The sequence below is a fragment of the Photobacterium sp. DA100 genome (genome assembly GCF_029223585.1).
Taxonomy (GTDB): domain Bacteria; phylum Pseudomonadota; class Gammaproteobacteria; order Enterobacterales; family Vibrionaceae; genus Photobacterium.
Map to the genome: position 1 here is coordinate 2,939,836 of NZ_CP119423.1, position 26,184 is coordinate 2,966,019.

Annotated in this window: 25 protein-coding genes; all 25 read right to left on the reverse strand. The window is 55.9% G+C overall.

Annotation, left to right across the window (positions count from 1 at the left end; genetic code table 11):
• Positions 1–7: 7 nt before the first annotated feature.
• The 25 genes from PTW35_RS13385 to PTW35_RS13505 all read right to left on the reverse strand — a co-directional run bounded on the left by PTW35_RS13385 (position 8) and on the right by PTW35_RS13505 (position 26,096).
• Positions 8–1,189 carry a chemotaxis response regulator protein-glutamate methylesterase gene (locus PTW35_RS13385; RefSeq protein ID WP_281025414.1) on the reverse strand — a complete coding sequence of 394 codons (1,182 nt, stop codon included), beginning with the start codon at positions 1,187–1,189 and terminating at the stop codon, positions 8–10.
• A gap of 151 nt (positions 1,190–1,340) precedes the next feature.
• Complete coding sequence (locus PTW35_RS13390; RefSeq protein WP_281025415.1) at positions 1,341–3,641, reverse strand: chemotaxis protein CheA; 2,301 nt, start codon at positions 3,639–3,641, stop codon at positions 1,341–1,343.
• Positions 3,642–3,650: 9 nt separating this feature from the next.
• Positions 3,651–4,370: a protein phosphatase CheZ gene (locus PTW35_RS13395; RefSeq protein ID WP_281025416.1), complete on the reverse strand. Its 720-nt coding sequence runs from the start codon at positions 4,368–4,370 to the stop codon at positions 3,651–3,653.
• 34 nt (positions 4,371–4,404) lie between these two features.
• Positions 4,405–4,776, reverse strand: coding sequence for a chemotaxis response regulator CheY (cheY, locus tag PTW35_RS13400; RefSeq protein WP_039467413.1), 372 nt, complete (start codon positions 4,774–4,776; stop codon positions 4,405–4,407).
• Positions 4,777–4,829: 53 nt separating this feature from the next.
• Positions 4,830–5,552, reverse strand: a complete 723-nt coding sequence (locus PTW35_RS13405; protein WP_281025417.1) for an RNA polymerase sigma factor FliA — start codon at positions 5,550–5,552, stop codon at positions 4,830–4,832.
• Positions 5,545–6,435 carry a MinD/ParA family protein gene (locus PTW35_RS13410; protein WP_281025418.1) on the reverse strand — a complete coding sequence of 297 codons (891 nt, stop codon included), beginning with the start codon at positions 6,433–6,435 and terminating at the stop codon, positions 5,545–5,547. Before PTW35_RS13410 ends, PTW35_RS13405 begins: the two co-directional genes overlap by 8 nt.
• Entirely contained in the window at positions 6,428–8,104 is a 1,677-nt protein-coding gene (flhF, locus tag PTW35_RS13415) for a flagellar biosynthesis protein FlhF (protein WP_281025419.1), read from the reverse strand. Before flhF ends, PTW35_RS13410 begins: the two co-directional genes overlap by 8 nt.
• A gap of 81 nt (positions 8,105–8,185) precedes the next feature.
• Entirely contained in the window at positions 8,186–10,285 is a 2,100-nt protein-coding gene (gene flhA, locus PTW35_RS13420) for a flagellar biosynthesis protein FlhA (protein WP_281025420.1), read from the reverse strand.
• Between the two features lie 325 nt (positions 10,286–10,610).
• Complete coding sequence (flhB, locus tag PTW35_RS13425; RefSeq protein WP_281025421.1) at positions 10,611–11,741, reverse strand: flagellar biosynthesis protein FlhB; 1,131 nt, start codon at positions 11,739–11,741, stop codon at positions 10,611–10,613.
• The gene (gene fliR, locus PTW35_RS13430; RefSeq protein WP_039467395.1) at positions 11,741–12,526 is read right to left on the reverse strand and encodes a flagellar biosynthetic protein FliR; all 786 of its coding nucleotides are present in this window, start codon (positions 12,524–12,526) and stop codon (positions 11,741–11,743) included. Before fliR ends, flhB begins: the two co-directional genes overlap by 1 nt.
• The gene (fliQ, locus tag PTW35_RS13435) at positions 12,526–12,795 is read right to left on the reverse strand and encodes a flagellar biosynthesis protein FliQ (RefSeq protein ID WP_281025422.1); all 270 of its coding nucleotides are present in this window, start codon (positions 12,793–12,795) and stop codon (positions 12,526–12,528) included. The genes fliR and fliQ overlap by 1 nt, the downstream gene beginning before the upstream one ends.
• On the reverse strand, positions 12,792–13,625 hold the full coding sequence (fliP, locus tag PTW35_RS13440; RefSeq protein WP_281025423.1) for a flagellar type III secretion system pore protein FliP: 834 nt from the start codon (positions 13,623–13,625) through the stop codon (positions 12,792–12,794). Before fliP ends, fliQ begins: the two co-directional genes overlap by 4 nt.
• Positions 13,612–13,947, reverse strand: coding sequence for a flagellar biosynthetic protein FliO (gene fliO / locus PTW35_RS13445; RefSeq protein WP_281025424.1), 336 nt, complete (start codon positions 13,945–13,947; stop codon positions 13,612–13,614). The genes fliP and fliO overlap by 14 nt, the downstream gene beginning before the upstream one ends.
• 2 nt (positions 13,948–13,949) lie before the next feature.
• Positions 13,950–14,342: a flagellar motor switch protein FliN gene (fliN, locus tag PTW35_RS13450; protein WP_039467383.1), complete on the reverse strand. Its 393-nt coding sequence runs from the start codon at positions 14,340–14,342 to the stop codon at positions 13,950–13,952.
• Positions 14,343–14,368: 26 nt separating this feature from the next.
• Positions 14,369–15,421 carry a flagellar motor switch protein FliM gene (fliM, locus tag PTW35_RS13455; RefSeq protein ID WP_281025425.1) on the reverse strand — a complete coding sequence of 351 codons (1,053 nt, stop codon included), beginning with the start codon at positions 15,419–15,421 and terminating at the stop codon, positions 14,369–14,371.
• A gap of 7 nt (positions 15,422–15,428) precedes the next feature.
• Positions 15,429–15,923 carry a flagellar basal body-associated protein FliL gene (gene fliL, locus PTW35_RS13460; RefSeq protein WP_281025426.1) on the reverse strand — a complete coding sequence of 165 codons (495 nt, stop codon included), beginning with the start codon at positions 15,921–15,923 and terminating at the stop codon, positions 15,429–15,431.
• A gap of 48 nt (positions 15,924–15,971) precedes the next feature.
• Positions 15,972–17,546 carry a flagellar hook-length control protein FliK gene (locus PTW35_RS13465; RefSeq protein ID WP_281025427.1) on the reverse strand — a complete coding sequence of 525 codons (1,575 nt, stop codon included), beginning with the start codon at positions 17,544–17,546 and terminating at the stop codon, positions 15,972–15,974.
• 90 nt (positions 17,547–17,636) lie between these two features.
• Positions 17,637–18,086 (reverse strand): flagellar export protein FliJ, encoded by a 450-nt coding sequence (fliJ, locus tag PTW35_RS13470; protein ID WP_281025428.1) that lies wholly within the window; start codon positions 18,084–18,086, stop codon positions 17,637–17,639.
• A 41-nt stretch (positions 18,087–18,127) separates the two neighbouring features.
• Positions 18,128–19,450, reverse strand: coding sequence for a flagellar protein export ATPase FliI (gene fliI, locus PTW35_RS13475; protein ID WP_281025429.1), 1,323 nt, complete (start codon positions 19,448–19,450; stop codon positions 18,128–18,130).
• A complete protein-coding gene (gene fliH / locus PTW35_RS13480) occupies positions 19,450–20,289 on the reverse strand; it encodes a flagellar assembly protein FliH (protein ID WP_281025430.1) in 840 nt (279 codons plus the stop codon). Before fliH ends, fliI begins: the two co-directional genes overlap by 1 nt.
• Before the next feature lie 50 nt (positions 20,290–20,339).
• Complete coding sequence (gene fliG, locus PTW35_RS13485) at positions 20,340–21,380, reverse strand: flagellar motor switch protein FliG (RefSeq protein ID WP_039467359.1); 1,041 nt, start codon at positions 21,378–21,380, stop codon at positions 20,340–20,342.
• Entirely contained in the window at positions 21,373–23,124 is a 1,752-nt protein-coding gene (gene fliF, locus PTW35_RS13490; protein WP_281025431.1) for a flagellar basal-body MS-ring/collar protein FliF, read from the reverse strand. The genes fliG and fliF overlap by 8 nt, the downstream gene beginning before the upstream one ends.
• A gap of 30 nt (positions 23,125–23,154) precedes the next feature.
• Positions 23,155–23,466 (reverse strand): flagellar hook-basal body complex protein FliE, encoded by a 312-nt coding sequence (gene fliE, locus PTW35_RS13495; protein ID WP_281025432.1) that lies wholly within the window; start codon positions 23,464–23,466, stop codon positions 23,155–23,157.
• Between the two features lie 93 nt (positions 23,467–23,559).
• Positions 23,560–24,990, reverse strand: coding sequence for a sigma-54 dependent transcriptional regulator (locus PTW35_RS13500; RefSeq protein ID WP_281025433.1), 1,431 nt, complete (start codon positions 24,988–24,990; stop codon positions 23,560–23,562).
• Complete coding sequence (locus PTW35_RS13505; protein ID WP_281025434.1) at positions 24,987–26,096, reverse strand: ATP-binding protein; 1,110 nt, start codon at positions 26,094–26,096, stop codon at positions 24,987–24,989. Before PTW35_RS13505 ends, PTW35_RS13500 begins: the two co-directional genes overlap by 4 nt.
• Positions 26,097–26,184: the final 88 nt, after the last annotated feature.

Here is a 26,184-nt window from a genome sequence, read left to right on the forward strand (position 1 = left end):
CTACTCCCTATACCAGCCCGAGCTCTACCGAAATACGCTCGGCAATTCGCTCCAGCGGCAGATCTTCTGATGAGATACCCGCCTTGGCCACGGCCTGGGGCATACCGTAGACCACACAGCTGTCTTCGTCTTGCGCCCAAATAGTCGCACCACTGTTCTTCAGCATCCGCGCCCCTTCACGGCCGTCAGCCCCCATGCCGGTCAGCACCATCGACAAGACCTTGTCATGGTACACCTTGGCGGCAGAGCCGAAAGTCACATCAACACACGGTTTGTAATTCATCCTGTCGCCCCCGTCGATGATCCGAAGGCGTGCCGCTCCCGGACGGCCATCGAGCATCATCTGCATCCCGCCCGGAGCCAAATAAGCCATGCCCGGCCTCAGCACATCGCCATCCTGGGCTTCCTTGACGCCAATCTTGCAAAGATTATCAAGACGAGCGGCAAACGCGGCGGTAAAAGTCGCGGGCATATGCTGGACCAACACGATCGGCAACGGAAAATTCGCCGGTAGCGCGGTCAGGATCTTCTGCAGCGCCACCGGGCCGCCGGTCGAGGTACCAATCGCCATCAGCTGGTATTTTTTACCGGATGGTTTAAAGCGGGCAGCAGGCTTGGCGGCCACAGGACGAGCGGCAGGCTGGCGCAGGGCCGATGGCTGGCTGGCCGCCTTCAAACCAGGCGACGATGCCAAGCTCTGGCTCCCCAACGCACTGCGCGTTGCCATCGGACGTGTAGTTTCAGCGGCAGTCTCACGCGCTGTCGTGCGTGCCGGACGGCGCATAAACACCCGCTTGCGAGCAAGCTCTGTCACCCGCTTTTGCAGCAGGCTAACCGCTTCATCACGGTTGCGGGCAATGTCTTCAAACTTTTTCGGCAGGAAGTCCAGCGCGCCGGCATCGAGGGCATCAAGGGTCGCTTTTGCCCCCTCGTGTGTCAGGGAAGAGAACATCAAAATCGGGGTTGGATTGGCCTGCATGATCTCACGGACCGCGGTAATACCATCCATCACTGGCATTTCAATATCCATGGTGATCACATCAGGATGTAAGCGGGAAGCCATCTCGACCGCTTCCTTGCCGTTAACGGCATTGCCAACCACTTCCAACCTTGCGTCAGCATTGAGGATTTCACTTACGCGCCGGCGGAAAAAGCTTGAATCATCCACCACCAATACTTTTACTGCCATGTCAATTTATCCTGTTGATGACAAACCTTGCGCCTTTGGACAGGCTTTCTATGAGTTATGTTGTGCAGCGTTGTGCGTTACGCCATTTGAAGTAACGACAATGGCTTCCCGTTTCCAGGGAAGCCATCTTGGTCTTGCTACTGCTGGGACTCTAGCGACCTGCGTAGTGCTTGAGCAGGTTCGGCACATCGAGGATCAACGCAATATGACCGTCACTGGTAATGGTCGCTCCCGCCATACCCGGCGTACCCTGCAGCAATTCATCCAGCGGCTTGATCACCACTTCTTCCTGGCCAATCAGGGTATCAACCACAAAACCAATCCGCTGATGGCCAATCTGGACAATCACCACATGACCATGGTCACGCTCGCGTTTCGGCACACCGACACCCGATAACCAGTCTTGCAGATAGAACAGCGGGATCGCTTTGTCGCGCACGATAATCGTCAGCTGACCATCGACCGTATTGGTCTTGCGCAAGTCAAGGTGGAAGATCTCATTCACGCTGGCCAGCGGCAGGGCGAACGGCTGCTCTGCCACGCCAACCATCAGGGTCGGCAGAATCGCCAAGGTCAGCGGGACCTTGATATCAATACGGGTCCCTTTGCCCATAGCCGAATCAATGGAGATTGAGCCATTGAGCTGGCTGATCCCGGTCTTCACCACATCCATGCCCACACCGCGACCGGAGATATCGGAGATCTCTTTCTTGGTCGAGAAACCCGGGGCAAAGATCAGGTTGTAGCATTCACTGTCGGTCAGGCGGGAAGCCGCATCGGCATCCATCACACCACGCTCAACTGCAATGCCGCGCAGCTTATCCGGATCCATACCGCCACCGTCATCCTCGATGGTCAGCAAGATGTGGTCACCCTCTTGGGACGCCGACAGCAGCACGGTGCCAACCCTCGGCTTGCCGGCTTTCTCGCGCACGTCCGGCATTTCAATGCCGTGGTCAACCGAGTTACGCACCAGGTGGATCAGCGGATCGGCCAGTGCCTCGACCAGGTTCTTGTCGAGATCGGTTTCCTCGCCGCGCATTTCCAATACAATCTCTTTGCTGAGGTTGCGGGCCAAGTCGCGTACCACGCGAGGGAAACGGCCAAACACTTTCTTGATGGGCTGCATGCGGGTTTTCATCACCGCACCCTGGAGATCTGCCGTTACCACATCGAGGTTGGCAACCGCTTTGGACATCTCTTCGTCATTGGTGTTGAGGCCAAGGCTAACCAGACGGTTGCGCACCAGCACCAGTTCACCAACCATGTTCATAATGGTATCGAGCGTTGAGGTATCAACGCGCACAGTAGCTTCAGCCGCTTTGCTTTTTTCTTTACCGGGCGCAGGCTTGGCGCGTCGTTCAGCCGCTGGTTTTACCGCGGCTACCGGTTGTGGTGCCGGCGCTTGCTGAATTTGAGCTTGAGGCGGCACCGATGCAGACTGAATATGCGGCTGGCGCTGAGGGTTATCCTCTTCCAGCATATCGACGACCGATTTGGTGGCCGCTTCCAGCTCTTCATCCGACGGCCCTTTGCCGACACCGTGAAGCTCATCGAGCAAGCGCTCGAACTCGTCATCGGTCATCAGGTCATCGCTGCCATCATCACTATTGGCCGCTGTCGGCGCAGCTGGCACTGGCTCGGCAGGCGTCTCGCTGACGGCTGCGCTGTAGTCACTGTTGCCCGGGCCTTTGCCGGCGCCGTGCAGTTCATCGAGCAGGCGCTCGAATTCATCATCGGTAATATCGCCGCTTTCGGACTGGATTTGATCAACGATGTCCGCACCGGCAACAGGGGAAAGGGAAGCGGAGGCCGCCTCCTTTGCAGAGGCCGCGGCAGAAGGGCCACGACCTTGACCATGTAGCTCATCAAGTAGACGGTCGAATTCATCCTGGGTGATATCATCAACTGAATCACCCGCAATCGCTGAGGCCGAAACAGGCTCAGCGGGCGCTTCGACTACAGGCTCCGTGAAAACAGGCTCGCTCACTACATCGGCGACTGCAGCAACCTCCGCGCTATGAACTTGGGGAGCATTGGCCTGTGCCAACTCTTGTTCTGTCGGTGGCTGGCTAAACCGGTGCAGGGCTTCAAGCAGCGCAGGCTCGGCCGGCTCAACCGGTTCACGCTCTTGCACCTGGCCAAACATCACGTTAATGGTATCCAGCGCTTCAAGAATCACATCCATCAGTTCAGGAGTGACGGTGCGTTTACCTGTTCTTAGCAAATCGAAGATATTCTCGGCACCATGACACGCATCCACCAGCTCGGTCAGGGAAAGGAAGCCCGCCCCGCCCTTTACGGTGTGGAAGCCACGGAAAATCGCATTGAGCAGATCCGAGTCATCCGGACTGCGTTCCAGCTCAACCAACTGCTCCGAAAGCAGTTCGAGAATTTCGCCTGCTTCAATCAAAAAATCCTGTAGGATATCTTCGTCTAAATCAAAGCTCATAATGTTCCCTTAAAATCCTAGGCTCGACAGCAGGTCGTCAACATCATCCTGGGTGGACATAACATCCTCACGGCTTTCACTGTTGACGATAGGCCCTTCCGGAGAAAGGATCCGCTCCTCGCGCAGCTCGTCGGTTCGGTCTTCTTGTTCCATGCCAAACGCTTTGAGAATTTCGACCAGTTGATCTTCAACTTCATGCACCAACTCAATCACCCGGCGAATAATCTGGCCGGTCAGATCCTGGAAATCCTGGGCCATGAGAATTTCCGTCAACTGGGCGCGCAGTACATTGCTATCACTCTCAACCTGAGTGAGCAACCCGTCGATATCGTGGCAGAGCGACTTAAATTCATTAAGTGCGATCTCCCCCCCCATCAAACGCTGCCATCTTGGATAAACCTGCTGTAGGGTATCCCCAAGCTGCTCTGCCACCGGCTGAATGCTGTCGACAGCATCCATGGTTTTGTTGGCAGCGGACTCGGTTTTGTCTATCACATAAGACAACCGATCGCGTGCGTCAGGGATTTCCGTTTTTGCTAAATCGGTAATACGGGGATCAAGGCGGAAGTTGGCCAGCGAGTCATGAAGTTGGCGGGTGAGTTTGCCCACTTCTTCATAGACGGGATCACGACTATCCGACACCAGACGGGCGAATAGTGTATTTGCTCCATCCTGATCGCCAGATTCAAGCATACTGACAAGCTGCTTTGCCTGTTCAAGTGTAATCATTGTTATTATTGTCCTTTGATGCCCGAAAAGTGTCTTACTGCATACGCTCGAAGATTTTATCAAGCTTCTCTTTTAGCGTGGCTGCAGTAAATGGCTTCACGATATAGCCATTAACACCGGCTTGGGCGGCTTCGATGATCTGCTCGCGCTTGGCTTCCGCCGTGATCATCAGCACAGGCAAGTGCTTAAGCTCGGCATCGGCGCGGATATGCTTGAGTAGATCGATGCCCTGCATGCCCGGCATATTCCAGTCCGTGACCACAAAGTCAAAACCGCCCTTTTTAAGCATTGGTAGCGCAGTCAATCCATCATCCGCCTCCTGGGTATTGTTAAAGCCCAGATCACGCAGCAAATTCTTTACGATTCGGCGCATTGTTGAAAAGTCATCAACAATGAGGATTTTCATGTTTTTATTCAAAGTTGCCCCCACTGAATTATCAGTGTCTTATAGTGTGATTATTACGAAGTCCACGCAGTCAACTTGGACCGCAAACGTTGCATCGCCTGACTGTGAATCTGGCAAACTCGGGATTCACTCACCCCGATAACCGCCCCTATCTCCTTGAGGTTCAGTTCCTCGTCGTAGTACAGGGACAAAACTAGTGCTTCTCTTTCAGGCAGGGTTTTTATCGCTTCGGCCAAGGATTGGCGAAAATTATCATCCACAACCCCCTGAAAGGGAAGATTTTCTTCAACCGACTCTTCATTTGCAACCGCGTCTTCCGATACACCCAGATCATCCATACCCACTAAGCGACCACAATTAACATCATTTAAGGCCTGGTGGTACTGTTCGAGCGTCATTTCGAGATATGCCGCAATTTCCTGATCGTTCGGATCCCGGCCGAGCGTGCTTTCGAGGGCAGAAATGGCCTCGGAAATCCGTCGGTTGTTTTTGTATACAGAGCGAGGCACCCAGTCCCCGCGGCGAATATCGTCCAGCATTGCCCCGCGAATACGGATCCCGGCAAAGGTTTCGAAGCTCGCCCCCTTGGTAGGGTCATAGTTCTGCTGCGCCTCGAGCAGGCCAATCATCCCGGCCTGTATGAGATCTTCAAGCATGACGCTCGGCGGCAAACGCCCCATCAGGTGATGGGCGATGCGCTTGACCAAAGACGAGTAACGTTCGATAAACGCCTGCGGGCTCTGCTGGTAGCGTCCGTAGGTTAGGGCCTTATTCACTGACCGGCACCTCCCGCGGACGGCGGTTGTTGACCAACAGCCTTTCCACAAAGAACTCCAGGTGGCCACCCGGGCTCTGCGGCACCGGCCACATGGCGGCCTTGTTGGCAAGTGCCCCCAGAGCCAGCGCGGCCGGGCTGCGCGGGAAGGCCTCCACCACCAGCTTCTGGCGTTTCACCGACTGGCGGACTCGGTCGTCAAGCGGGATGCAGGCCACCAGTTCAAGGTTGGCCTCCAGGAAACGCTCGGTAACCCGGGTCAGCTTGATAAACAGTTCGCGCCCCTCGCGGTAGCTGCGCACCATGTTGGCAACAATCTTGAAGCGCTGGACATCGTACTCCCGGCTGAGGATCTTGATCAGCGCATAGGCATCGGTGATCGATGTCGGCTCATCACACACCACGACCACCACATCCTGGGCGGCGCGGGAGAAACTCAATACCATGTCGGAGATCCCTGCGGCAGTATCGACCAGCAAGACGTCGATATCTTCCTCGAGGGTACTGAACGCCCTGATCAGCCCCATGTGCTGGGCCGTGGTCAGTTCGGCCATATTTTGCGTACCGGAAGCCGCCGGCACAATCTTCACCCCGTAAGGGCCTTCGACAATGATGTCCTTGAGCTCGCACATTCCCGCCAGCACGTGCGACAGGTTGCGCCTAGCCCGCAGTCCCAGCATGACATCGACATTCGCCAGCCCCAGGTCGGCATCCAGCACCATCACCCGCTTGCCCTGGCGGGCCATTGAAATCGCCATGTTGAGGGTTACGTTGGTTTTGCCCACGCCTCCCTTACCGCCGGTTACGGTAATCACTTTGGTTGAAGTTAGCTGTGTCATACGGCGTAAACCGCTAGCTTGATCGTACATGGCGTTCTCAGTCATAAAAGTCTGCCCCCTGGCTTTCAGAGCTTTCGCTACTCCAGAAGTGGGTCTGCTGGCTTAACTCTTGTTCAAGTAATTCATTTGCCCGGGCAACCAGATAGTTCCCCGAGGCGACCTTAATGTCTTCCGGCACCCGCTGCCCGTCGGCAAGGTAAGCAATCGGCAGTGCGTGCTGAATAGACACACTGATCACCTCACCCAAGCTCAGCGACTCATCCAGCTTGGTCAGGACGCAGCCCGAAAGCGGAATACGGCGGAAGTGCTCGATGGTTTCATGCAGCACCCGACGCTGAGCCGTTGATGGCAGTACCAAGAAGCTGCGAATTTGCGAGCCGCTGTTTTGCATCAGGGTATCGAGTTGCTCGGACAACCTAATATCACGCTGCCCCATTCCGGCGGTATCGAGCAGAACCAATCGGCGATGGCGCAACTGATGTAATATATCGGCCAATTCCTCGGCATCTTTAGCAACTCGAACCGGACAGCCCATAATTCGGCCATAAGTAGCCAACTGCTCGTGGGCACCAATACGGAAGGTATCGGTCGTGACCATGGCAATTTGGTCGGGACCGAACTCCATTGCCGCCCGTGCAGCCAGCTTGGCAATCGTCGTTGTCTTGCCGACACCGGTCGGCCCCAGCAGGGCGACTACCCCGCCGGTTTCCAGAATGCTGTCTTTGGCGGTGATAATTTGATCGGACAGCAGATCGAGCAGTGCCGGCCACGCTTCGTTCGCCGGTACGTCTTCAGGGATATAACATGCCAGCTGATCGGCCAGCTCCTGCGACAGGCCCATTTTCTCCAGCCGTTTGATCATCATCGCCCGCATTGGCTCGCGGCGCTCCATCTCCTGCCACATCAAGCCCGAGACCTGATGTTCAAGCAAGCGGCGGATGGAGGCCATCTCATTGCGCATCGCATCGATTTCATCGGCACTATGACTTCGCGCCTTGGGATCATAGCGGCTTGGATCCAAGCGGTTTTTCGGCTGCGACGAGGCACCAAAGCGTGACTCGGCGCGGTATGAATCCTTACGGTTATCTACTGAACGGGAACCATAAAGCGGCTCGGCCTGCGGCACTGCCGGGCGGCGGTAATCGCCAATATCTAGCTGATGCCTCGCTTGCTGACGGCCGTTGGGCTGGCGAGCGGCCCCATCGTTAAAATAAGACTCCGGTTGCTGGCGGGCAGCTTCCTGTGCCCGGCCACCACCAACATAGCCTCGCTCGCCGTATGAGTGGTTGCTTGGCTGCGGCTCATCGCGCCGGCCATGGCGCTGGTCATCACCGTAGTGTTTCGACTGGCGTTGCAGCAGTGCCGATAACGAGTCTGCCTCACTGCCTTGGCCACTGTCCTGCTCGGTATCGCCAGACTGGCCGGTGAAATTGTGCAGCACTTTGGCAAAACGGCTCGAGGACGACTGCAGTTGGACTTTGTCATCTGCCAACTGTCGCTTGGCAGAATCAAACCGTCCGGCGAGTTCTTCACGTGCTTTAGTGGCAGCCGGGGATGGCTGGGAACGAGGCTCTTCACTATCGAGGGCCGCAACAATCTCCACCCCGCCGGTGACCTTTTTATTCGACATGATCACCGCATCGGCACCCAGCTCTTCCTTGACTTGGGTAAGTGCAGCACGCATATCCTTGGCAAAAAAACGTTTAATTTTCAATGTGACCTTCCCGTTATTTCAGGCCGAGAGGTGATAACTGCCCTGAAGCCATCTCCATCAGCGTCATCGCCATAAACTTCATTATGAATTCCCAACTGCATTGACAATACGGATCTGCTTCTCATCAGGGACTTCCTGATAGGACAGCACACGCAATGAAGGAATTGTATTCTTGACAAATTTCGCAAGCGTCAGTCTCAATACCCCCGAGGTCAACAAGACTGCAGGTTCACCTTTCAGCTCTTGCTGCTGGGTGGCATCAATCAAGGAACGCTGCAGGCGTTCAGCCAGACCAGGTTCAATACCGGTCGACTCGCCGCCGGAAGACTGCATGGTTTGATGCAAGATTTGCTCCAACTCTGGCACCAGGGTGATAACTGGCAACTCCGGCTCTATACCATTGATTTCTTGGCAAATTAGTCGTTTCAAGCTAACCCGGACGGCCGCCGTCAAAATGTCAGGATCTTGACTCTTGGTGGAATATTCGGCCAGCGTCTGGACAATCGTCCGGATATCACGGATCGGAATGGCTTCATTGAGCAGGTTCTGCAGTACTTTGACAATCACCCCCAGACTGAGCTGATCCGGCACCAAGCCCTCTACCAAGCGAGGAGCCGATTTACCCAGCAGGTCGAGGAGATTCTGGACTTCTTCGTAACCAATCAACTGCGCCGCACGGTTGGTCAGAATTTGACTCAGGTGGGTGGCCAACACGGTTGCAGAATCGACCACGGTATAACCCAGCGCCTGGGCATGTTCGCGCTGCGACTCGTTTATCCATACCGCTTCGAGACCGAAGGCCGGATCCACCGAGCGCTCCCCGTCGACATTGCCAAACACCTGGCCTGGGTTAATGGCCAGCTCACGGTTAGGATGAATATTGGCCTCGCCGCAGGCAACGCCCATCAGGCTGATGCGATAGGTATTCGGCGGTAGCTCAAGGTTATCGCGAATATGGACGGCCGGGATCAAGAACCCGAAGTCCTGCGACAGTTTCTTCCTCACGCCCTTAACCCGCTCGAGCAGCTCTCCGCCCTGATCTTTGTCCACCATCGGAATGAGGCGGTAGCCGACTTCCAGCCCGATGACATCAATCGGTTTGACATCGTCCCACGACAACTCTTTAGGCAATTGCGGTGCCACCACATCGGTAGAGGCTTCCTGCTCTTGGATTTCTGCCGCTGCGCGCTGGGACTTGATCCGCCAATAGGCCACCCCGCCAATCAGCAACGCCAATAGCAAAAACGGAATATGCGGCATGCCCGGCACAATCCCCATGACAAACAGGATCCCGCCGGTGATGATCAACGCCTGCGGGTTGTTGAACATCTGGAAAATCATTTGCTGGCCCATGTCTTCGTCAGTATTTTGACGTGTCACCATCATGGCGGCACCGATGGACAGCAGCAGTGATGGGATTTGGGCAACCAGGCCATCACCGATGGTCAGCAAACTATAGATTTCAATCGCCTCACCGAAACCCAGCCCATGCTGGCCCATACCGATGACCAGCCCGCCGATGATATTGATACAGAGGATCAGGATACCGGCAATGGCATCCCCCTTCACGAACTTGGAGGCACCGTCCATCGAGCCGTAGAAGTCCGCTTCCTTGGTCACTTCAAAACGGCGGGTACGGGCCTGCTCCTGATCAATCAAACCGGCATTCAAGTCGGCATCAATCGCCATCTGCTTGCCGGGCAAGGCATCAAGGGTAAAGCGGGCACTCACCTCGGAAATACGCCCGGCACCTTTGGTCACCACCATGAAGTTGATAATCATCAAGATCAGGAAGACCACCAAACCGACGGCATAGTTGCCGCCGATGACCACCGAACCAAAGGCATCAATCACCTGGCCGGCCGCATCCGGCCCTTCATGGCCATACAGCAAGACAACCCGGGTGGAGGCAACATTGAGTGCCAGGCGCAACAAGGTGGCGATCAGCAGAACGGTCGGGAATGCGGCAAAATCCAGCGGACGGCGGGTATAGACAGTGACCAGCAACACCACCAGCGCCAGCGCAATGTTAAACGAGAATGCCATGTCCAGCAGCAACGGCGGCATCGGCAATATGACCATTGCCAGGGTTGCCAGTACCAAGACAGGCGCACCGATCGCAGGCATGCTCTGCAGGCGTGCTGGATTAAACTTATCGGCAAAGGGTAAAGATAGCTTCATGCAATATCTGTAATGGTTCTGTTCCCGCCAAACCGAAATGCCTTCAATAAACCGGTAACCATTACCGACAATACTGTATCGAGAGGGATCTGCGAGGAATAATTATTAGAATCTAAGTAATACCAAACTAAGTAAAATTCTGGATTATCCGCAATGAAGATCACTTAGTTTGGAATTTGTTATTGTACCGTTTTCGCCGCCAAACAAAAAGCGACCGACCGCAACTTAAAAGCAATTATCACGCCACTATTTTTGCCATATTTTTGACGCTATTGCTGGGATTTTACAAGGGGGAGAAGATATACCTAACTTCTAGCCTGACAGATTAATAACGGAACTCATTGGGTAGATCCGATGCTTCCTTGGATAAAGTCGGCTTGCGGCCCCGGCCTTTCTGGTATTGCTTGAGCTGGTAGATATATGCCAGCACCTGCGCCACCGCTGCAAACAGGCCGTCAGGGATCTGCTGCTCCAGCTCGGTAGTGTGATAAAGTGCCCTGGCAAGTGGCGGGGCCGGGACAATTTCAATCTCGTGCTCGTTGGCAATCTCCCGGATTTTCAATGCCAAAAAGTCGGTCCCTTTGGCCACGACCACCGGCGCCGAGTCTATCTTGGAGTCATAGCGCAGTGCCACCGAAAAGTGCTCGGGGTTAGTGATCACCACATCGGCCTGCGGAACATCCGCCATCATCCGTCGCTGTGCCATCTCGCGCTGGAGCATACGGATCCGCCCCTTCACTTCCGGTTTACCTTCCGAGTCCTTGAACTCATCCTTCACTTCCTGCTTGGTCATCTTGAGCTGCTCGTTGTGCTGCCAGATCTGGAAAGGAATATCGATAGCCACCACGACCAGCAGTGAGCAGCTGATCAGCAAGATAAAGTTGAGCAAGATATCGAGCGCATGGGTGATATTCTGCGGATACATCTCGCGGCTGAGCTGGTAAAAGTCGGTCAGGCTGGCCTTAAGCAGGAAAAAGGCAACCCCGACCACCAGCAAGACCTTGAGGATAGACTTGATCAGCTCGACCAGGCTCTGCTTGCCGACCATCCGCTTGAAGCCGTTGATCGGGTTGAGCTTGGATAGCTTCGGAGCCGCCGCCTGCGACGAGAAGCGGATCCCGCCAAGGCCCGTCGCGCCAATAAACGCGGCCACATAGACAAACAACAGGAAGGTAAACAGCGGAAACAGCACATTGCCGACCGCCACCACAACCAGGTTGAGCAGCTGGGATAGGTCAAAGACTTCATCACGGGTCAGGCTAAACAGCCGGGTCATGACCTCGCCGAGGCCACGGCCAATCGCCTCGCCGAACCACATCAGCCCCACCGCACCGGCGACCAGCACAGCGATCGATGCCAGCTCCCTCGAACGGGGAACCTGTCCTTTTTCGCGGGCCTGCTCCCGCCTTCGGGGCGTGGCCTCTTCGGTTCTTTCTTGTCCGTCAGACTCAGCCATCAGCAATCCAACCGAATTAAACTACACACTTGCTCGACACCGACCTGCCAAATGGCCTCGTAGTGCGGCAATATCCCACCAATCAAAAACCAACTGATCACAAAGCCCAGCACCAGCGCAAAGGAAAAACCCAGGGCAAAAATATTCAGCTGCGGCGCGGCACGGGTCATCACACCAAACGACATATTGACCACCAGCAGGGCCACCACACCGGCAATCGCCATGGTCAGGGCAAACTTGAACATATGGCCAAACCACTGCGCCAGCTGGTAATAATCCCCGGCTTCGAGCATCGACTCGCCAACAGGCAGGGTATGAAAACTCATTGCCACCAGTTTGAGCATCATCAGATGGCCATCGGTGGCCAGGAAGATCATCACCACCAGGAACATATAGAACTGGCCCAGTACCGGGGTATTTTGCCCGTTGGAAGGGTCAACCATGGAGGCAAAGCCCAAGCTCGACTGCATCCCCAAGATCTGCCCCAGCAAGATAAAGGTCTGGGTCACAAAGGTGGTGACCGTTCCCATCGCCACCCCTATCACCACCTGCTGGCCGGTTGTGATAAACCCCTGCAGCGACAGCAGCGGAATGTCGACCGGGGCCACCGGCAAGACCGGCAACAATGCAAAGGTGAACAGCAGCGAAACATACAGCCGGATTTTCGGTGCCACATAACGGGCGCCGAAAAACGTCATCACCATCAGCATGGCCGAGATCCGTGTCAGCGGCCAGAAAACGGTCGCCAGCCAGTCCAGTATCAGCGGTGCAGAATAATTGAGCATCAGTGCAACAGCCGCGGGATGTATTCAATCATCTGGTGGAAGTAGTCCATCAGCATCTGGGTCATCATGTGGCCGAAAAACATCAGCGCCAGCAAGGTGACAATCAGCCTCGGCAAGAAGCTCAGCGTCTGCTCGTTTATCGAGGTCGCCGCCTGGAAAATGGCCACCACCAGGCCGATCAGCAGCCCCGGCACCACGATGGCACTGACCATCAGCAGTACCATGTAGAGTGCATCCTGGAAGATTTCGACAAAAAACTCCGGCGTCACGTGCCAAAACTCCCCGCCAACGTTGATAGGATCAAGTTCCAGCCATCCACCAACACGAACAGCATCAGCTTGAACGGCAACGAGACTATCATCGGCGAGAGCATCATCATACCCATCGCCATCAGCACCGATGCGACCACCAAATCAATGATCAGGAACGGCAAAAACAGCATGAAGCCGATTTGGAACGCGGTTTTCAGCTCGGAGGTGACGAAGGCCGGGATCAACACGGTCATCGGCACGTCCTGCGGATCGGTCGCATTGGAGCCTGACATTTCGACGAAAGTTTCGAGATCTTTGACCCGAGTCTGCTTGAGCATGAACTGGCGCAACGGCTCTTGTGCCGCTTCCAAGGCCTGGGCGGCACTCATCTGCTCGTTGATATAGGGCTGAACCGCATCGGTATTGATTTTATCCAATACCGGTGACATCACGAAAAAAGTCAGGAACATGGCAATACCGATGATCACCTGGTTAGACGGGGTCTGCTGCAGCCCCATCGCCTGGCGCAAGATCGACATCACCACCACGATCCGGGTAAACGAGGTCATCAGGATCACGATGGCCGGCAAGAACCCCAGTGCGGTCATCAGAGCAAGGATCTGCAGGGTAACCGAATAGTCCTCGCTGCCGTCAGGGTTCACCGTAACCGAAAAGGCAGGAATACCGCTGCCGCCACCTTGGGTCAACGACATCTGCGTCGAGCCGGCTTCGCCTTGCATCTCGCTCAGGGTCATGCCCGGCTGGACCGCCGTTTCAGCCGCAGCAGGAAAAACCAACAACAGCGAAAAAGCCGCCAATAAGGCGGCAATGAAATTAGTTCTTATCATTTTTTCTCAACAGCTTTCCCAGCTGGCTGGCAAACTCGGCACCGTCCTGGCCCGTCTCGGCGACGATGGGCGAGTCCAGCTTGCCAAGCAGTGAAATATTATGCTGTGTCACCCCGACCAGCATCTGCTCTTCACCCACCTGCAGCAGCACGATGCGCTCGCGCTGGCCGACCGGCAGCTGGCGCAGAATACGAATGGCGCTATCGCCGCCCTGCAGGCCCGGCAACTTCATTCTCTTCATCAGCCATGCCAACAAGACAATCACGGCCACAACCAGCATCAGGGACGCAAGGGTGGTGGCTAAATTCAGTTCTGGTGCCATGATTAACGTAACTTCTTAATGCGCTCTGTCTGGCTGATCACATCAGTCAGGCGGATACCAAACTTATCATTGACCACCACCACTTCACCGTGGGCGATCAGCGTACCGTTCACCATGACATCCAGAGACTCACCGGCAACGCGATCGAGTTCAACCACTGAGCCCTGGTTAAGCTGCAGCAGGTTCCGGATACTTATCTGGGTCCGGCCGACCTCCATTGAGATAGTTACCGGAATATCCAGAATGGTGTCGAGCTTGCGGCGCTCATCGTCGCCAATCGGCGCAGATTCATCGGTCAGCTCTTCCAGCGGCGCTGGCTGCACCCCTTCGTCACTGGCCTGCTCAGCAAGTGCCGCCGCCCAATCGTCGGCAATTTGTTGATCATTATTAGACATGTTTTGTACCTATTCGGATCTCGTCCTTAATTGTCTGTATCGTCACTGTGGAGGTTCAACAGTGCCGAGCCTAATTCATCGCGATCGAGGAACGCCAAATCGCTTTTCACCATATCCGGACGCTTCAACTTATCGGTGATCTTGAGCGCGACATTTTCCCCGGCCTTACCCATCTTGGCGCGGTATGTCGGCAGATCTTCGACAAAAACCGTCGCCGCCTCCGGCATATCAATCGGGATCACATCCCCCGGCTGGAGCTCCATCAAGTCACGCAGTGTCAGGTCAACATCCAGCAGCTTGGCCCGGAGGTTCACCGGCACATCCATTATTTCGTCACGCAGCGCCTTGCTCCAGCGCACATCGGTATCCATCTTGTCACTCTGGACACCGGCATCGAGCAACTCACGGATCGGCTCTACCATGGAGTACGGCATGACCACATGGAAATCTCCGCCACCACCGTCAACTTCGATATGGAACGAGCTGACCACGATCACCTCGGTCGGGCTGACGATATTGGCCATGGTCGGGTTCACTTCCGAGTCGAGGTATTCGAACTCGACGCCCATCACCGGTGACCAAGCCTCGCGGTAGTCTTCAAATACCAGCTTGAGCAGCATCTGCACAATGCGGCGCTCGGTCGGAGTGAACTCCCGCCCTTCGATCTTGGCGTGGAAACGGCCGTCACCACCGAAGAAGTTCTCCACCAGAATGAAGACCAGGCGAGCCTCCATGGTGATCAAGGCCGTCCCCTTGAGTGGACGGAAACGCACCATGTTCAAGCTGGTCGGGACATACAGGGTATTCTGATACTCGCCAAACTTGAGCATCTGTACCCCGTTGATGGAGACCTCGGCGGTTTTTCGCAACATATTAAACAAGCTGATCCGCATATGGCGGGCAAAGCGCTCGTTAATCAGCTCCAGTGTGGGCATCCGCCCACGGACTATTCTGTCTTGTGATGAAAAATCAAAGGTAATCACGCCAGTTTCATTCTGGCCACCGTCATCATCATCATCGACATCGTCGACGCCGTGTAATAGCGCGTCAATTTCGTCCTGGGTTAATAAGTCACTCACATAAAACCTATTGCATTACAAAACCAGTAAATAGAACCCGCTCAACCGCCTGGCGACCGGATACCTTAACCAGAGCATCTTGGACTGCCGCCAGCGACTGGCCGCGTAAATCCAGCCTCCCTGTCGGCGTTCTCAATTGCTCGACCGTTGCAGCACCAAAGGTCTGCAACAGCGTACTTTCTATCAGCGGAATATGCTGGCGGGCAATCGCCTCGTTGCGATCCCCCCTGACCATCAGCTGTACCTTAACCTGCACCAGCCGGTCACGGGCATCGCCGGTCACGTTGAAGATAAAAGGCTGGGGAAGAATGACATAGTATGCGGATTCCACCGCGGCCGGTGCCGCAGAGGACGCCGAGCCAGACTGAGCCGTTTCCGGTTCAGGCGACGAACTGCCAAAGAAAAACCACGCTCCTGCCCCTGCACCACCAAGCAGAACAACAGCCAGTACGGCAATGATTATCAGCTTCTTCTTACCGCCGGCTTGTGCTTCATCTGCCATCTTTGAATCATCCTTTGCTATTAATTTTTTCCAGTGCCAGTTTACCCGTTAGGCATAATAATCAACACCTTCTTTTGGTGCTGCCATCCATAAATCTGCTGCATGGCCTGGCGTACCGTTGCCCGGTACCATCTCATGACCTGCCACCTGGCCATTACCCTGCTGGCCATGCGGGTGCTGCTGCCCCGGCTGGCTGTTATGTTGCGGCGAGCGACTGCTGTCTTGCTGGACCGTGCTCTGAGCTAACTGGAGCCCCTGCTGCTGCAGCAGTTCACGCAATCGCGGCATGGCTTGTTCGACCAGATCTCTAGACTGCTGGTTGGCGACCGTGATCTGTACCGATGCCTGATCGTTGTTCATCGATAGTTTGATCTGCAGTTTGCCAAGCTCGGGCGGATCAAGCCGGATATCGACATGCTTGAGGTTCTTCGACATCATCATCTGAACCCGGTCAGCCAGCTGCTCCCCGGCCTGCTCTTTGCTAAGCAGCATCGGGGGCTGGGCACTCGGCTTTTCCCCCTCGGCGGTCAGCAAGGTTGCTGTTGCCGTCCGAAGGGCATGCGGCCCATGGAGCTCTGCCGGGTTAGTCCCGGCACCATCATCGCCCTTGGCGCCCAAGGCCTCATCGAGCGAAGCGCCAGCCAAAACTCCGGCCCCCGCTTTTAGCCCCTGCGTACTTTTCGCCGACATGACGGGAGAAGACCCTTCCAAGGCGGCTGATTGACTGTTCGCTGTTGACTGGAGGACACCATTTGCCGTTACGCCTGACGACAGTGGCGATGCTCCCTGGTTGTTCTTGAGCTCGGCCAGCTCGCTGCCGGACAAGGTCATGCCCGCTAACACCGCCTTACCGGCCGGCTCGCTTTTGGCCGGCTTTGCTTCGCCGTTGGCTAATGCGTCCTTGGCCGACATCTCCTTTGCCGCTTGCGCTTCTTGAGTAACAGACACTCCCGCTTTGCTTACCTCATCAGAGAGCTTGGCTTTGCCATCAGCCTCAACGGCGCTGCATGTTGCCATAACTCCGGGCGGCAACACTTTGCCCTCCTCCCCGGTTGCGACTTGTTTACCGTCAGCGGCCTGAGCGTGCCCGACACCGGACGCACCGGCCAGTTGGCTATGCGATGCCGACAAGCGCTGAAGCAGCTCTTCGCCTTCGCTCATTGATGCCTTGGTGCTATCAGGGGCGGCTACCTGCGGCTGGGCTACCTGCGCCGAACTCGCTGCAATAATGGCGATATCGCCATCCGGTGCCGTACCGGATACTTCCGGCTTTTCTTTTTTGCCTGTAGTACCTGAGCCAGCCAGTTCTTCAGCCACCTCACCCTGAACGAGTTCTGTGTTTTCAATATCCTGCAGAGCTATTTCGCTACTTTGCCCAGCAACAGCAGCAGAGTCCGGGGCAACGTTTTTTCCGCTATTCTCTTTACCTTCAGCCACAGAGACCGTGCGGCGCGAGGACAGCCCATTGCCCGTGTCATTGCCGATCGCCCCCTGCAGGGTTTCAGTAAAGCCCGTTGCCGAACTTGACTGGGCAGCTTGCTCTTTCGACTGGCTATCCGTTGCCGACGGGCGCTTTGCCGTTGCCGAAGAGGGATCCGCCGCGAGTAATTGAGATAGAAACATAATGGTGTTCGCGCTTTGACTGTGGCCTATGGTTTAAACAGATGCAAAAACTAAGCCAATAGGCTTTGGCGACGACTCACAGAGCCGCCATTAACGGGTCATCGAGCGGCGGGCGTATTGCATAGTGGCAAACTCATCCATCATCTTCTGCTCTTGCTTATCCAGCAAGCGCTGCCGCTCTTCCTGCTTCTTCTCGATCAACCACTCTATCGAGCGCCGCTGCTTGCGCATCTCCTGCCAGTGCTGGCTGCACTGCTCGACCTGCTGGTCGAAATGGGCGCCCGCGCTCTTTTGCTTGACCAGGGTTTCATCCAGCTGGTTTAAAAATTTCTGCAGGTGGCTATAGGCACTGGCCGTGAGACCCTGCTGGCCGCGCTCGGATAATTGGCGGCAGTAATCCAAACGGTACTGTTCAATTTGCTGCAGCTGCTGGAGGTAATTTTCACGCTCGATACGGGCTTGGTTCAGCGCCAGCGACGCCTTGTGCTCCGCATCGGCGGCCTGGGTCAAAATCAGATCGAGTGCACTATCGGCCGCCATTACCGCCTCCCGGTATATCCATCAACACGCTATTACCCCTGCTATTGGCCGCTAAGCACGGCGCGCAACATGTTCACACACATCTCGTAAGGCACCGCTTCTTTCATTGACTGCTGCAGATAGCCGTCCAACCTCGGTTTGAGGGCAAATGACTGATCAATGGCCTGATCGGTACCTGGCTTGTAGGCACCGATAGACACCAGGTCCTGGTTCTTGCGGCAAATCGACAGCACCTGCCTCACCGCCTTGGACATCATCATATGCTCCTCGCTGACAATCGCCGGCATGACACGGCTCACCGAGCGCTCGACATCAATGGCCGGATAGTGGCCCGCATCGGCAAGCTCGCGTGAGAGTACGATGTGGCCGTCCAATATCGCCCGTGACGCATCGGCAATCGGATCCTGCAGGTCGTCCCCCTCGGTCAGTACGGTGAAAAAGGCGGTAATCGAGCCCTGATGCTCACCGCCGTTACCGGCCCGCTCCACCAAGGCGGGCAACTTGGCAAATACCGAGGGCGGATAGCCCTTGGTTGCCGGCGGCTCACCGACAGAAAGTGCGATCTCCCGCTGCGCCTGAGCAAAGCGGGTTAGCGAATCCATCAGCAGCAGGACATCCAGCCCCTGGTCACGGAAATACTCCGCGATGGTCAGGGCCGTTTGGCACCCCTTAAGGCGCATCAGCGGAGAGGCATCGGCCGGTGCGGCAACAACCACCGCCCGCTGCCGGCCTTCGCTGCCGAGGATCTCGTCAATAAATTCTTTAACTTCGCGACCACGCTCACCAATCAGCCCGACCACTACGACCTGTGCCGTGGTCCCCCGGGTCATCATCCCCAAGGTCACCGACTTGCCCACGCCCGAGCCGGCAAACAGGCCGATACGCTGGCCCTTGCCAACGGTCAGCAGGCCGTTAACCGCTTTCAGCCCCACATCCAGCGGCTCCTTGATCGGCTTTCTGGCCAGCGGGTTAATCGGCTCGGCATTGAACGCCGCCCGCTCGCCGGTAAAAATATCACCAAGGCCATCAAGGGGGTTACCAACGCCATCAATCACCCGGCCGAGCAGCTCCATGCCCACCGGGATCCCGCCCGCTTCGGTAAGCGGCGTGACCCTCGCACCGGGCATCACACCGGTCAGTTGCTCGCTGGGCATCAAGAATAGGGTTTCGCCGGAAAAGCCAACCACTTCGGCTTCCATCTCGCCGGTCAGGGTTTCCACCTTGCACAGACTGCCGACAGGTGCCCGGCAGCCGACCGCTTCCAGGGTCAAGCCAACCACCCGCACCAAGCGGCCGGATGCGACCGGCCGACAGGCGGTATTGGCAGTTTGATAACGGGATAGGCGTTCAGCCAGACTGGCCATCACCCTTCCCCGTGCTCGTTATTAGGCAAAGGTTGAGGCTGGTTGTTGAGGCCGACAAATTGCTCAAGCTGATGCCGCAAGCGGTTTTCCATCTGGTAGTCGACGGTCGAATTGCCAGATGCCACGAACAGGTCACCGCGATTCATTGCCGGCTCGGCCTGCAGTGTCCAGTGGCGTTCAGCCAAACTCTCGGCACCATAGGCTTGTTTGATAATGTCCAGATCGTCTGGGTGCAGTTGAATGGTCGTCTGCTGGCCTGCCATCGGCAGCGCGGCAATCCCTTCACGCAGGGTTTGCAAAATCACCTGCGGGTTGGTCTTGAGTTCAACCTGAACCAATTCGCGCGCCAAGCTCGTGGCAAGCTGGACCAACTGCTGCTCAACCGCGCTATCCACTTGCTGGAGCGGGGTTGCCAGCTTCTCCACCAGTTGGGTCAAATAGCCAACTTGCTCGTCTATTTGCGCCTTGCCCTGTTCCAGCCCCTGCGCCAAGCCCTGAGCCAAACCCTGCTCAAGCCCTTGCTGCTGGCCTTGTTCCAGCCCTTGCTGTTGGCCTTGCTCAAAGCCCTCACTGTGCCCAGCCGCACGCCCTTCAGCGATACCTTCTTCGTAGGCAGAGTGACGGATATCATCCAAGTCTGCCGCCGTCAGCGGTGGCAGTTCTGGCTCGTCATCGAGCGGTTCGACTTGCCAGTCGGGATCATAATTAAGGGCATTTTCAGCCATCCCCTCATGCTCGGGGGAGTAATCCGGATAGGCCCAGCGCTCAAGCTCTTGGGCCTGATGCTCAGACACTCGCAGGAAACCGCGACGGCGATCCATAGGGCGGTCAGAAGACATAGCTGGCCTTTACACATTGCAGTGGTCGCGGGGTAGCGGCGATACCACGGTTACAGGAATTCATCCGCTCCGCCTCCGCTCAGCATCAGCTCGCCGGCATCGGCCAGGCGACGGGCAATCGACAAGATTTCTTTCTGGGCTGATTCCACATCGGCCACACGAATTGGCCCCATCGCTTCAAGATCGTCCTGCAGCATCTCAGCCGCCCGCTTGGACATGTTGCGCATAATTTTCTCGCGCAGCATATCGTCGGCACCCTTGAGGGCTTTTTGCAGCAGATCTTGCGGCACATCGCGCAGCAAGGTCTGGATACCGCGGTCGTCCACTTCGGCCAGGTTATCAAAGACAAACATCAGATCTTCAATCTGGGTCGCCATATCCTCGTCGTTATCGCGAATTTGATCCATGAGCGCCCCCTCAACATTGTTGTCGAGGTAGTTCATGATTTCGGCAGCCGCTTTCAGGCCACCAATTTTCGCTGCCTGCGCGCCAGCCTGGCCGGCAAACTGTTTCTCCATGATATCGTTCAGCTCGTGCAGGGCTGCTGGCTGGACTTCCTCGAGGTTGGCAATTCGCATCATCAAATCCAAACGGACCCGCTCGGGGAATTGCGCCAGAATTTCGGCCGACTGCTCCGGCTCAAGGTAGGACAGCACGATAGTTTGGATCTGCGGGTGTTCATTGAGGATGATGCTGGCCACCTGGCGCGGATCCATCCACTTGAGGGAATCCAGGCCACGCGAGCCGCTCCCCATCAGGATCTGATCAACCAGGTTATTGGCCTTGTCTTCGCCCAGCGCCGCAATCAGGGTATTGCGAACAAAGTCCTCGCTGCCCATACCAATGCTGGTGTATTTCTGGATATCTTCCAGGAAGTGGCGATGAACCGCAGACACTTTCTCCTGGTTCAGATCGGCCATTTGCGCCATCACCCCACCCACCCGCTGGACCTGTTTCGGCTCAAGGTGGCGGATAATGCTGGCCGCATCCTGCTCGTTGAGGCTCAACAGCAAAATCGCTGCCTTGTCGGCCCCAGTCAGGGTGGAGATATCAAATTTCTTGCCGTCTGTAGTTGCTACTTCATTAGCCATCTTCAGTTACCCAACTCTTAACAACCTGCGCCGCCAGATCCGGTTCATTCGCAACCAGTGCACGCACGGCTTTGAGCAGATCTTCGTCTTTATGCAGGTTTGGTAGATCCAAGTTGCTGCTGCTCAGCTCCAGCGTTTCCACGCCATCAAGCTCGCTACCGATCAGGTCAACCGAGTCCTGACCACCGACCGGTACCGGCAACCCGTTTTCATCCAGCGGCGTACCATCTGCCGCTTGGTTTGGATAAAGCAACTTGCGCATTGCCGGGCGCACCATCACCACCATGATCACCACAATCACCAGCGCCGCGGCAAGCCAACGGACCCAGGTGTTGAAATTCGGATGATCCCAAATCGGCAAGTCGGCCACCATTTGCTCTTCCGGCACGGCAAACGGTACCGAGATCACTTCCAGCATATCGCCGCGCATTTCAGAAAAACCGACGCCACCTTTGAGCAAGCGGGCAATTTTTGCCAACTCGGCTTCACTCAGCGCAACCCGGGTGACCTCGCCGGTTTCCGGATTAACAACCTGCTTGTAGTCAATGGCAACCGAGACCGTCTGGCGGTCCACTGTACCGGTTTGGGCCCGGCGGTGCCTGATGGTGGTATCAAGTTCGTAGTTTCGGGTCGCCTCGCGGTGCACCGAGTTATTCCCGCCAGTGCTGCCCGACTGCAGCTCGGCCACCTCCTGGGGAATCGCACTGTCTGCCGGCGGCTGGTTGCTGAGCGCCCCCGGGATGCCGGCTACGATGCGGCCATTGTTAATATCTTCTAGGGTGTATTCACTGCGGGTCGAGCGCGTCGCCGGATCATACTGCTTGCGGGTCTCTTCCACCGCACTGAAATCCATCGAGACATCCACCTGAGCGGTATAGTTGCCAAGGCCCAGAACCGGGATCAGGATCGCATCGATTTTCTCGCGCAGTGCTTGCTCCTGCTTGCGCTGAAGCTCATATTCTTTGCGCCGGGCAGTGGCCTGTGGATCGGCTGTACCCGAGCTGAGCAGGCGCCCGTGCTGATCGGTCACGGTAACCCGGGTTGGCCTTAGCCCCGGTACCGCGGTGGCGACCATATCAACGATCGAGTCGACCTCTTGCTGGCCCAGCGACGCCCCGCTGGACAGGGTCAAAAAGACGGTGGCTGAAGCCTCCTGGTTATGGCGGACAAACACACTTTGCTTTGGCATCGCCAGCAGTACCTGGGCCTGGCGAACCTGGCGGATCTGCTCGATCGCCCGTGCCAACTGCCGCTCACGGCTCAGCTTCAAGCGCTCTTGCTCAAGGCGCTGCGATACGCCAAACCCCATGTCCTGCAGCAGGATGTCATCGCCCACAGACGCCGTTTGGTTCAGTCCCGCCCGAGTCAGCTCGAGTTTGATGGCCGAGAAGTTATCGGCTGGCACCCGGATGGTATTGCCATCGAGGGTATAGTTGATTTTTTTCTGGTCAAAGTGATCAAGAATAGGGATAAGCTCTGCGGTTTCATAGGTACCGAGAGGGCGCATTTCCGGCTCTTTGATCCAAGAAACGACAAGGACAATCAAAGCGACACAAATGGCCACCGACAAAACCAGAACAACCTGGCGAAGCACATCAAGGTTGCCAAGCATGTTATCGACACGCGAGGCACTCTTCTCTCCGGCATCCGGGTTCTGGAGATCCAGTTCACTATCGGCCATTACCGCGGTTGACGGAGAATGGCCAGCAACAGCGAGCTCATTGTTAGTTGATGATTCCGACACGTACTATTTTCCTACATTATCCAGTCGAAATTAAACCGGCATATTCATGAGCTCTTTGTACGCTTCGACCATTTTATTGCGCACCTGAACCGTTGCTTCGAAGGCAACGCTCGACTTGTTTCGCGCGATCATGACATCAGACAGGGAAACACTGCGGTCCCCTTGGTCAAAGCGTGTCGCTAGCTCACTGGATTGTGATTGGAGTTGGTTGACACCTTTAATGGCATCGCCCAGCATCGCCCCGAAATCTGCACTGACCTGCTGCCCTGTTGCCGGGCGGGATGCATTGGTGGCTTCCAGTTTCATCGCCTGCATTTCGGCCTGAAGTCCATTTACTTTCATTTGTCTCTCCCACCCGTCAAAATAGTGTCAGTCAGATTTCTTTATTAATATGATTACGTTAAGTATGAAGGATTTCGTCCGTCATTGCGGTGGTCAAACTGGGATATCTATCCCAGCATCACGCATTTTTGCCAATTTATAGCGCAATGTTCTTGGGCTGATGCCAAGTTTTTCTGCGACATCCTTGCGGCGCCCATCGCAAGCACGAATGGTGTCTAGAATAATCGAAAACTCTTGTTCCCGCAGCTCATTTCCTAACCCATCCGCTGGCATGGCGATTTTGGTCTTATCCGCAACCTGCTGCTCTGTGGCAATATTTGGCGCAACTGTGTCATCGCTTTCCGAAGGAGAGCCGACAGTCGGCGCGAGCAATGTTTGCAAACCGTCTGCCTGCAACCAATCGAGCCCCTCCAGCAAAATATCAGATTCTGCCACCGAGTGGCCCTGGCACAAAATCAGCGCACGCTGAATCACATTATCGAGCTCACGGACATTGCCCGGCCAGGTATACTGCTTAAGCTTGCCGACCGCCGCAGGGGAGAGTTCGGGCACCGGCTGCCCCTGCTTTGTACAATGGCGTTTCATCAAATACTGGGCCAGCGGCTCGATATCACCCGGGCGTTCGGCCAGGGCCGGCCACATCAACGGAAAAACATTGAGGCGGTAATACAAGTCCTCGCGGAAATGGCCCTTGGCCACATAGTCTTTGAGATCCCGGTTACTGGTTGCCAGTACCCGGACATCCAGCTTGATACTCTTGCGGCTCCCCAAGCGCTCCACCTCACGCTCCTGCAATACCCGCAGCAGCTTGGCTTGCAAGTTCAAGTCCATTTCGCTGATTTCATCGAGCAAAATGGTCCCGCCCTGTGCCTGTTCAAACTTACCGGGACAGGCCTGTACCGCGCCGGTAAATGCCCCTTTCTCGTAGCCGAACAGGGTCGCCTCCAGCATATTCTCCGGAATGGCGGCACAGTTAATGGCGACAAAAGGCCCATCACTGCGGTTCGAGTTGTGGTGAATATAGCGCGACATCACTTCCTTACCCGAGCCGCTCGGACCAAGTACCATCACACTGGCATTGGTCTTGGCGACTTTCTCGGCCAACGCCAATAGCTTCAGGGATTTCTCGTCGGCCGCGATCGTCTGGCCACTTTCCGTACTCACCGGTGCATAGCGACTGACCATATTAAGCAGCACTTCAGGGGCAAACGGCTTGGCCATGTAGTCAATCGCGCCCTCTTTCATCGCCGAGACCGCATCTTCAATGTTGGCATAGGCGGTCATCAGCAATACCGGCAACTTCGGCCAGTGCTGCTTGATACTACGAAGCAGGCCCAGCCCATCCATACCGGCCATTTGAACATCCGACACCACGAGATCAACCGTATTGGCTTTGAGCAGCAACAGCGCCTGCTCGGCACTGTCGGCTTCGAGCGAGTGGTAGCCGGCCAAGGCCAACGTATCAACCAAGGCTTCTCGCAAACCCTCGTCATCCTCGACGACTAACACACGGCTTTGGTTCATAGGGTCACTCCTGTCGGATCCAATTGATGTTCGTTTTGTTGTGGCTCTTGGCCCGGCGCGATATTCAGGCTTTCCGCTTGCGGCACTGACAGGGTAAAGCATGCCCCTTTGCCAAGCTCAGATTCCAGTGTCAGCCTTCCTTTGTGGGCATTGGCAACCATCTGCACCACGGCCAGCCCGAGCCCCGTTCCCTGTTTGCGGGTGGTATAAAAGGGTTCCAAGATTTTCTTCTGCATTTCCGGCGCAATACCAGGGCCGTTATCCAGTACCGCCAGATGGATCCAGTCCCCCTGGGCGATCACCTTGACCGCGACCCGGCACTGCTTGCCAGCCATCTGGATAGCATTGGTGATCAAATTACTGATGGCGCTGGCCAGCGCATTGGCATTGCCCAGCAAGGTCAGGGATTCGTCATCGCAATCAATACTGAAATCAACCTGGCTATTGATCACCTGCGCTTCAACCATACCGTCGAGCTCATTGAGCAGGGTCTCCAGGGTAAAGCACTCCACCACCTTGTTGTCGCCGCCCTTGGCAAACAGCAGCATGTCATTGACCTGTTTTTCCAAGTCATGCAGGCGATCAACCAGCTTGCTCTGGAAGCGCTCACGTATCGGCGGTGTCAGGTTTGGTGCCGCCAGATTGGAGGCGTACAGCATAGCACTGGACAAAGGCGTCCTGACCTGATGCGCCAAGGACGCGACCATCTTGCCGAGCGAAGACAGGCGCTGCATCTCGCTGACCCGGGACTGCAACAAACGGGTCTCTGTCATATCGGTGATAAAAATCAATTGGCCGCTGTTGGACGCAGAAATCGCCAACCTTACCCTGCGGCCATTTTTCAATGAAATCTCATGGCCATCATCGTCACGGGGTGAGAAAGCGCGCTGAATCACATCAACCCAACGCTGATCCTGTAGCGGCTCGCCGAGCAGTCGGATGGCTTCAGGGTTGGCCTCACGGACAATGCCACCAGAATCCAAGAAGATCACCCCGGAAGGCATGACCTCCAGCATCTGCTGGTAGCGACTGACCTGTTGTGACAATGTGCCCAAAGCAGAACTTGTACTGTGCGGGGTGCTCTGAGCCGGCTGATTATCATCCATGGAAAACCTAAAACTAAAATTGGGCTTATCACGACGCGTAAAGCAAAATGGTATGTTCGGTACTGAACACCCAGCGATACACTGTCAA

Bases quoted from the DNA above. Each gene is read 5' to 3' on its own strand.
- fliG (WP_039467359.1), bottom strand. From the start codon at position 21,380: ATGGCTAATGAAGTAGCAACTACAGACGGCAAGAAATTTGATATCTCC.
- fliE (WP_281025432.1), bottom strand. From the start codon at position 23,466: ATGAAAGTAAATGGACTTCAGGCCGAAATGCAGGCGATGAAACTGGAA.
- PTW35_RS13385 (WP_281025414.1), bottom strand. From the start codon at position 1,189: ATGGCAGTAAAAGTATTGGTGGTGGATGATTCAAGCTTTTTCCGCCGG.
- fliR (WP_039467395.1), bottom strand. From the start codon at position 12,526: ATGCTCAATTATTCTGCACCGCTGATACTGGACTGGCTGGCGACCGTT.
- PTW35_RS13410 (WP_281025418.1), bottom strand. From the start codon at position 6,435: ATGACTGAGAACGCCATGTACGATCAAGCTAGCGGTTTACGCCGTATG.
- fliI (WP_281025429.1), bottom strand. From the start codon at position 19,450: ATGGCCAGTCTGGCTGAACGCCTATCCCGTTATCAAACTGCCAATACC.
- fliH (WP_281025430.1), bottom strand. From the start codon at position 20,289: ATGTCTTCTGACCGCCCTATGGATCGCCGTCGCGGTTTCCTGCGAGTG.
- flhA (WP_281025420.1), bottom strand. From the start codon at position 10,285: ATGAAGCTATCTTTACCCTTTGCCGATAAGTTTAATCCAGCACGCCTG.
- fliL (WP_281025426.1), bottom strand. From the start codon at position 15,923: ATGGCAGATGAAGCACAAGCCGGCGGTAAGAAGAAGCTGATAATCATT.
- fliO (WP_281025424.1), bottom strand. From the start codon at position 13,947: ATGGCACCAGAACTGAATTTAGCCACCACCCTTGCGTCCCTGATGCTG.
- fliJ (WP_281025428.1), bottom strand. From the start codon at position 18,086: ATGGCGGCCGATAGTGCACTCGATCTGATTTTGACCCAGGCCGCCGAT.
- flhB (WP_281025421.1), bottom strand. From the start codon at position 11,741: ATGGCTGAGTCTGACGGACAAGAAAGAACCGAAGAGGCCACGCCCCGA.
- PTW35_RS13390 (WP_281025415.1), bottom strand. From the start codon at position 3,641: ATGAGCTTTGATTTAGACGAAGATATCCTACAGGATTTTTTGATTGAA.
- PTW35_RS13500 (WP_281025433.1), bottom strand. From the start codon at position 24,990: ATGAACCAAAGCCGTGTGTTAGTCGTCGAGGATGACGAGGGTTTGCGA.
- PTW35_RS13465 (WP_281025427.1), bottom strand. From the start codon at position 17,546: ATGTTTCTATCTCAATTACTCGCGGCGGATCCCTCTTCGGCAACGGCA.
- cheY (WP_039467413.1), bottom strand. From the start codon at position 4,776: ATGAAAATCCTCATTGTTGATGACTTTTCAACAATGCGCCGAATCGTA.
- fliP (WP_281025423.1), bottom strand. From the start codon at position 13,625: ATGATAAGAACTAATTTCATTGCCGCCTTATTGGCGGCTTTTTCGCTG.
- PTW35_RS13505 (WP_281025434.1), bottom strand. From the start codon at position 26,096: ATGGATGATAATCAGCCGGCTCAGAGCACCCCGCACAGTACAAGTTCT.
- fliN (WP_039467383.1), bottom strand. From the start codon at position 14,342: ATGTCTAATAATGATCAACAAATTGCCGACGATTGGGCGGCGGCACTT.
- PTW35_RS13395 (WP_281025416.1), bottom strand. From the start codon at position 4,370: ATGATTACACTTGAACAGGCAAAGCAGCTTGTCAGTATGCTTGAATCT.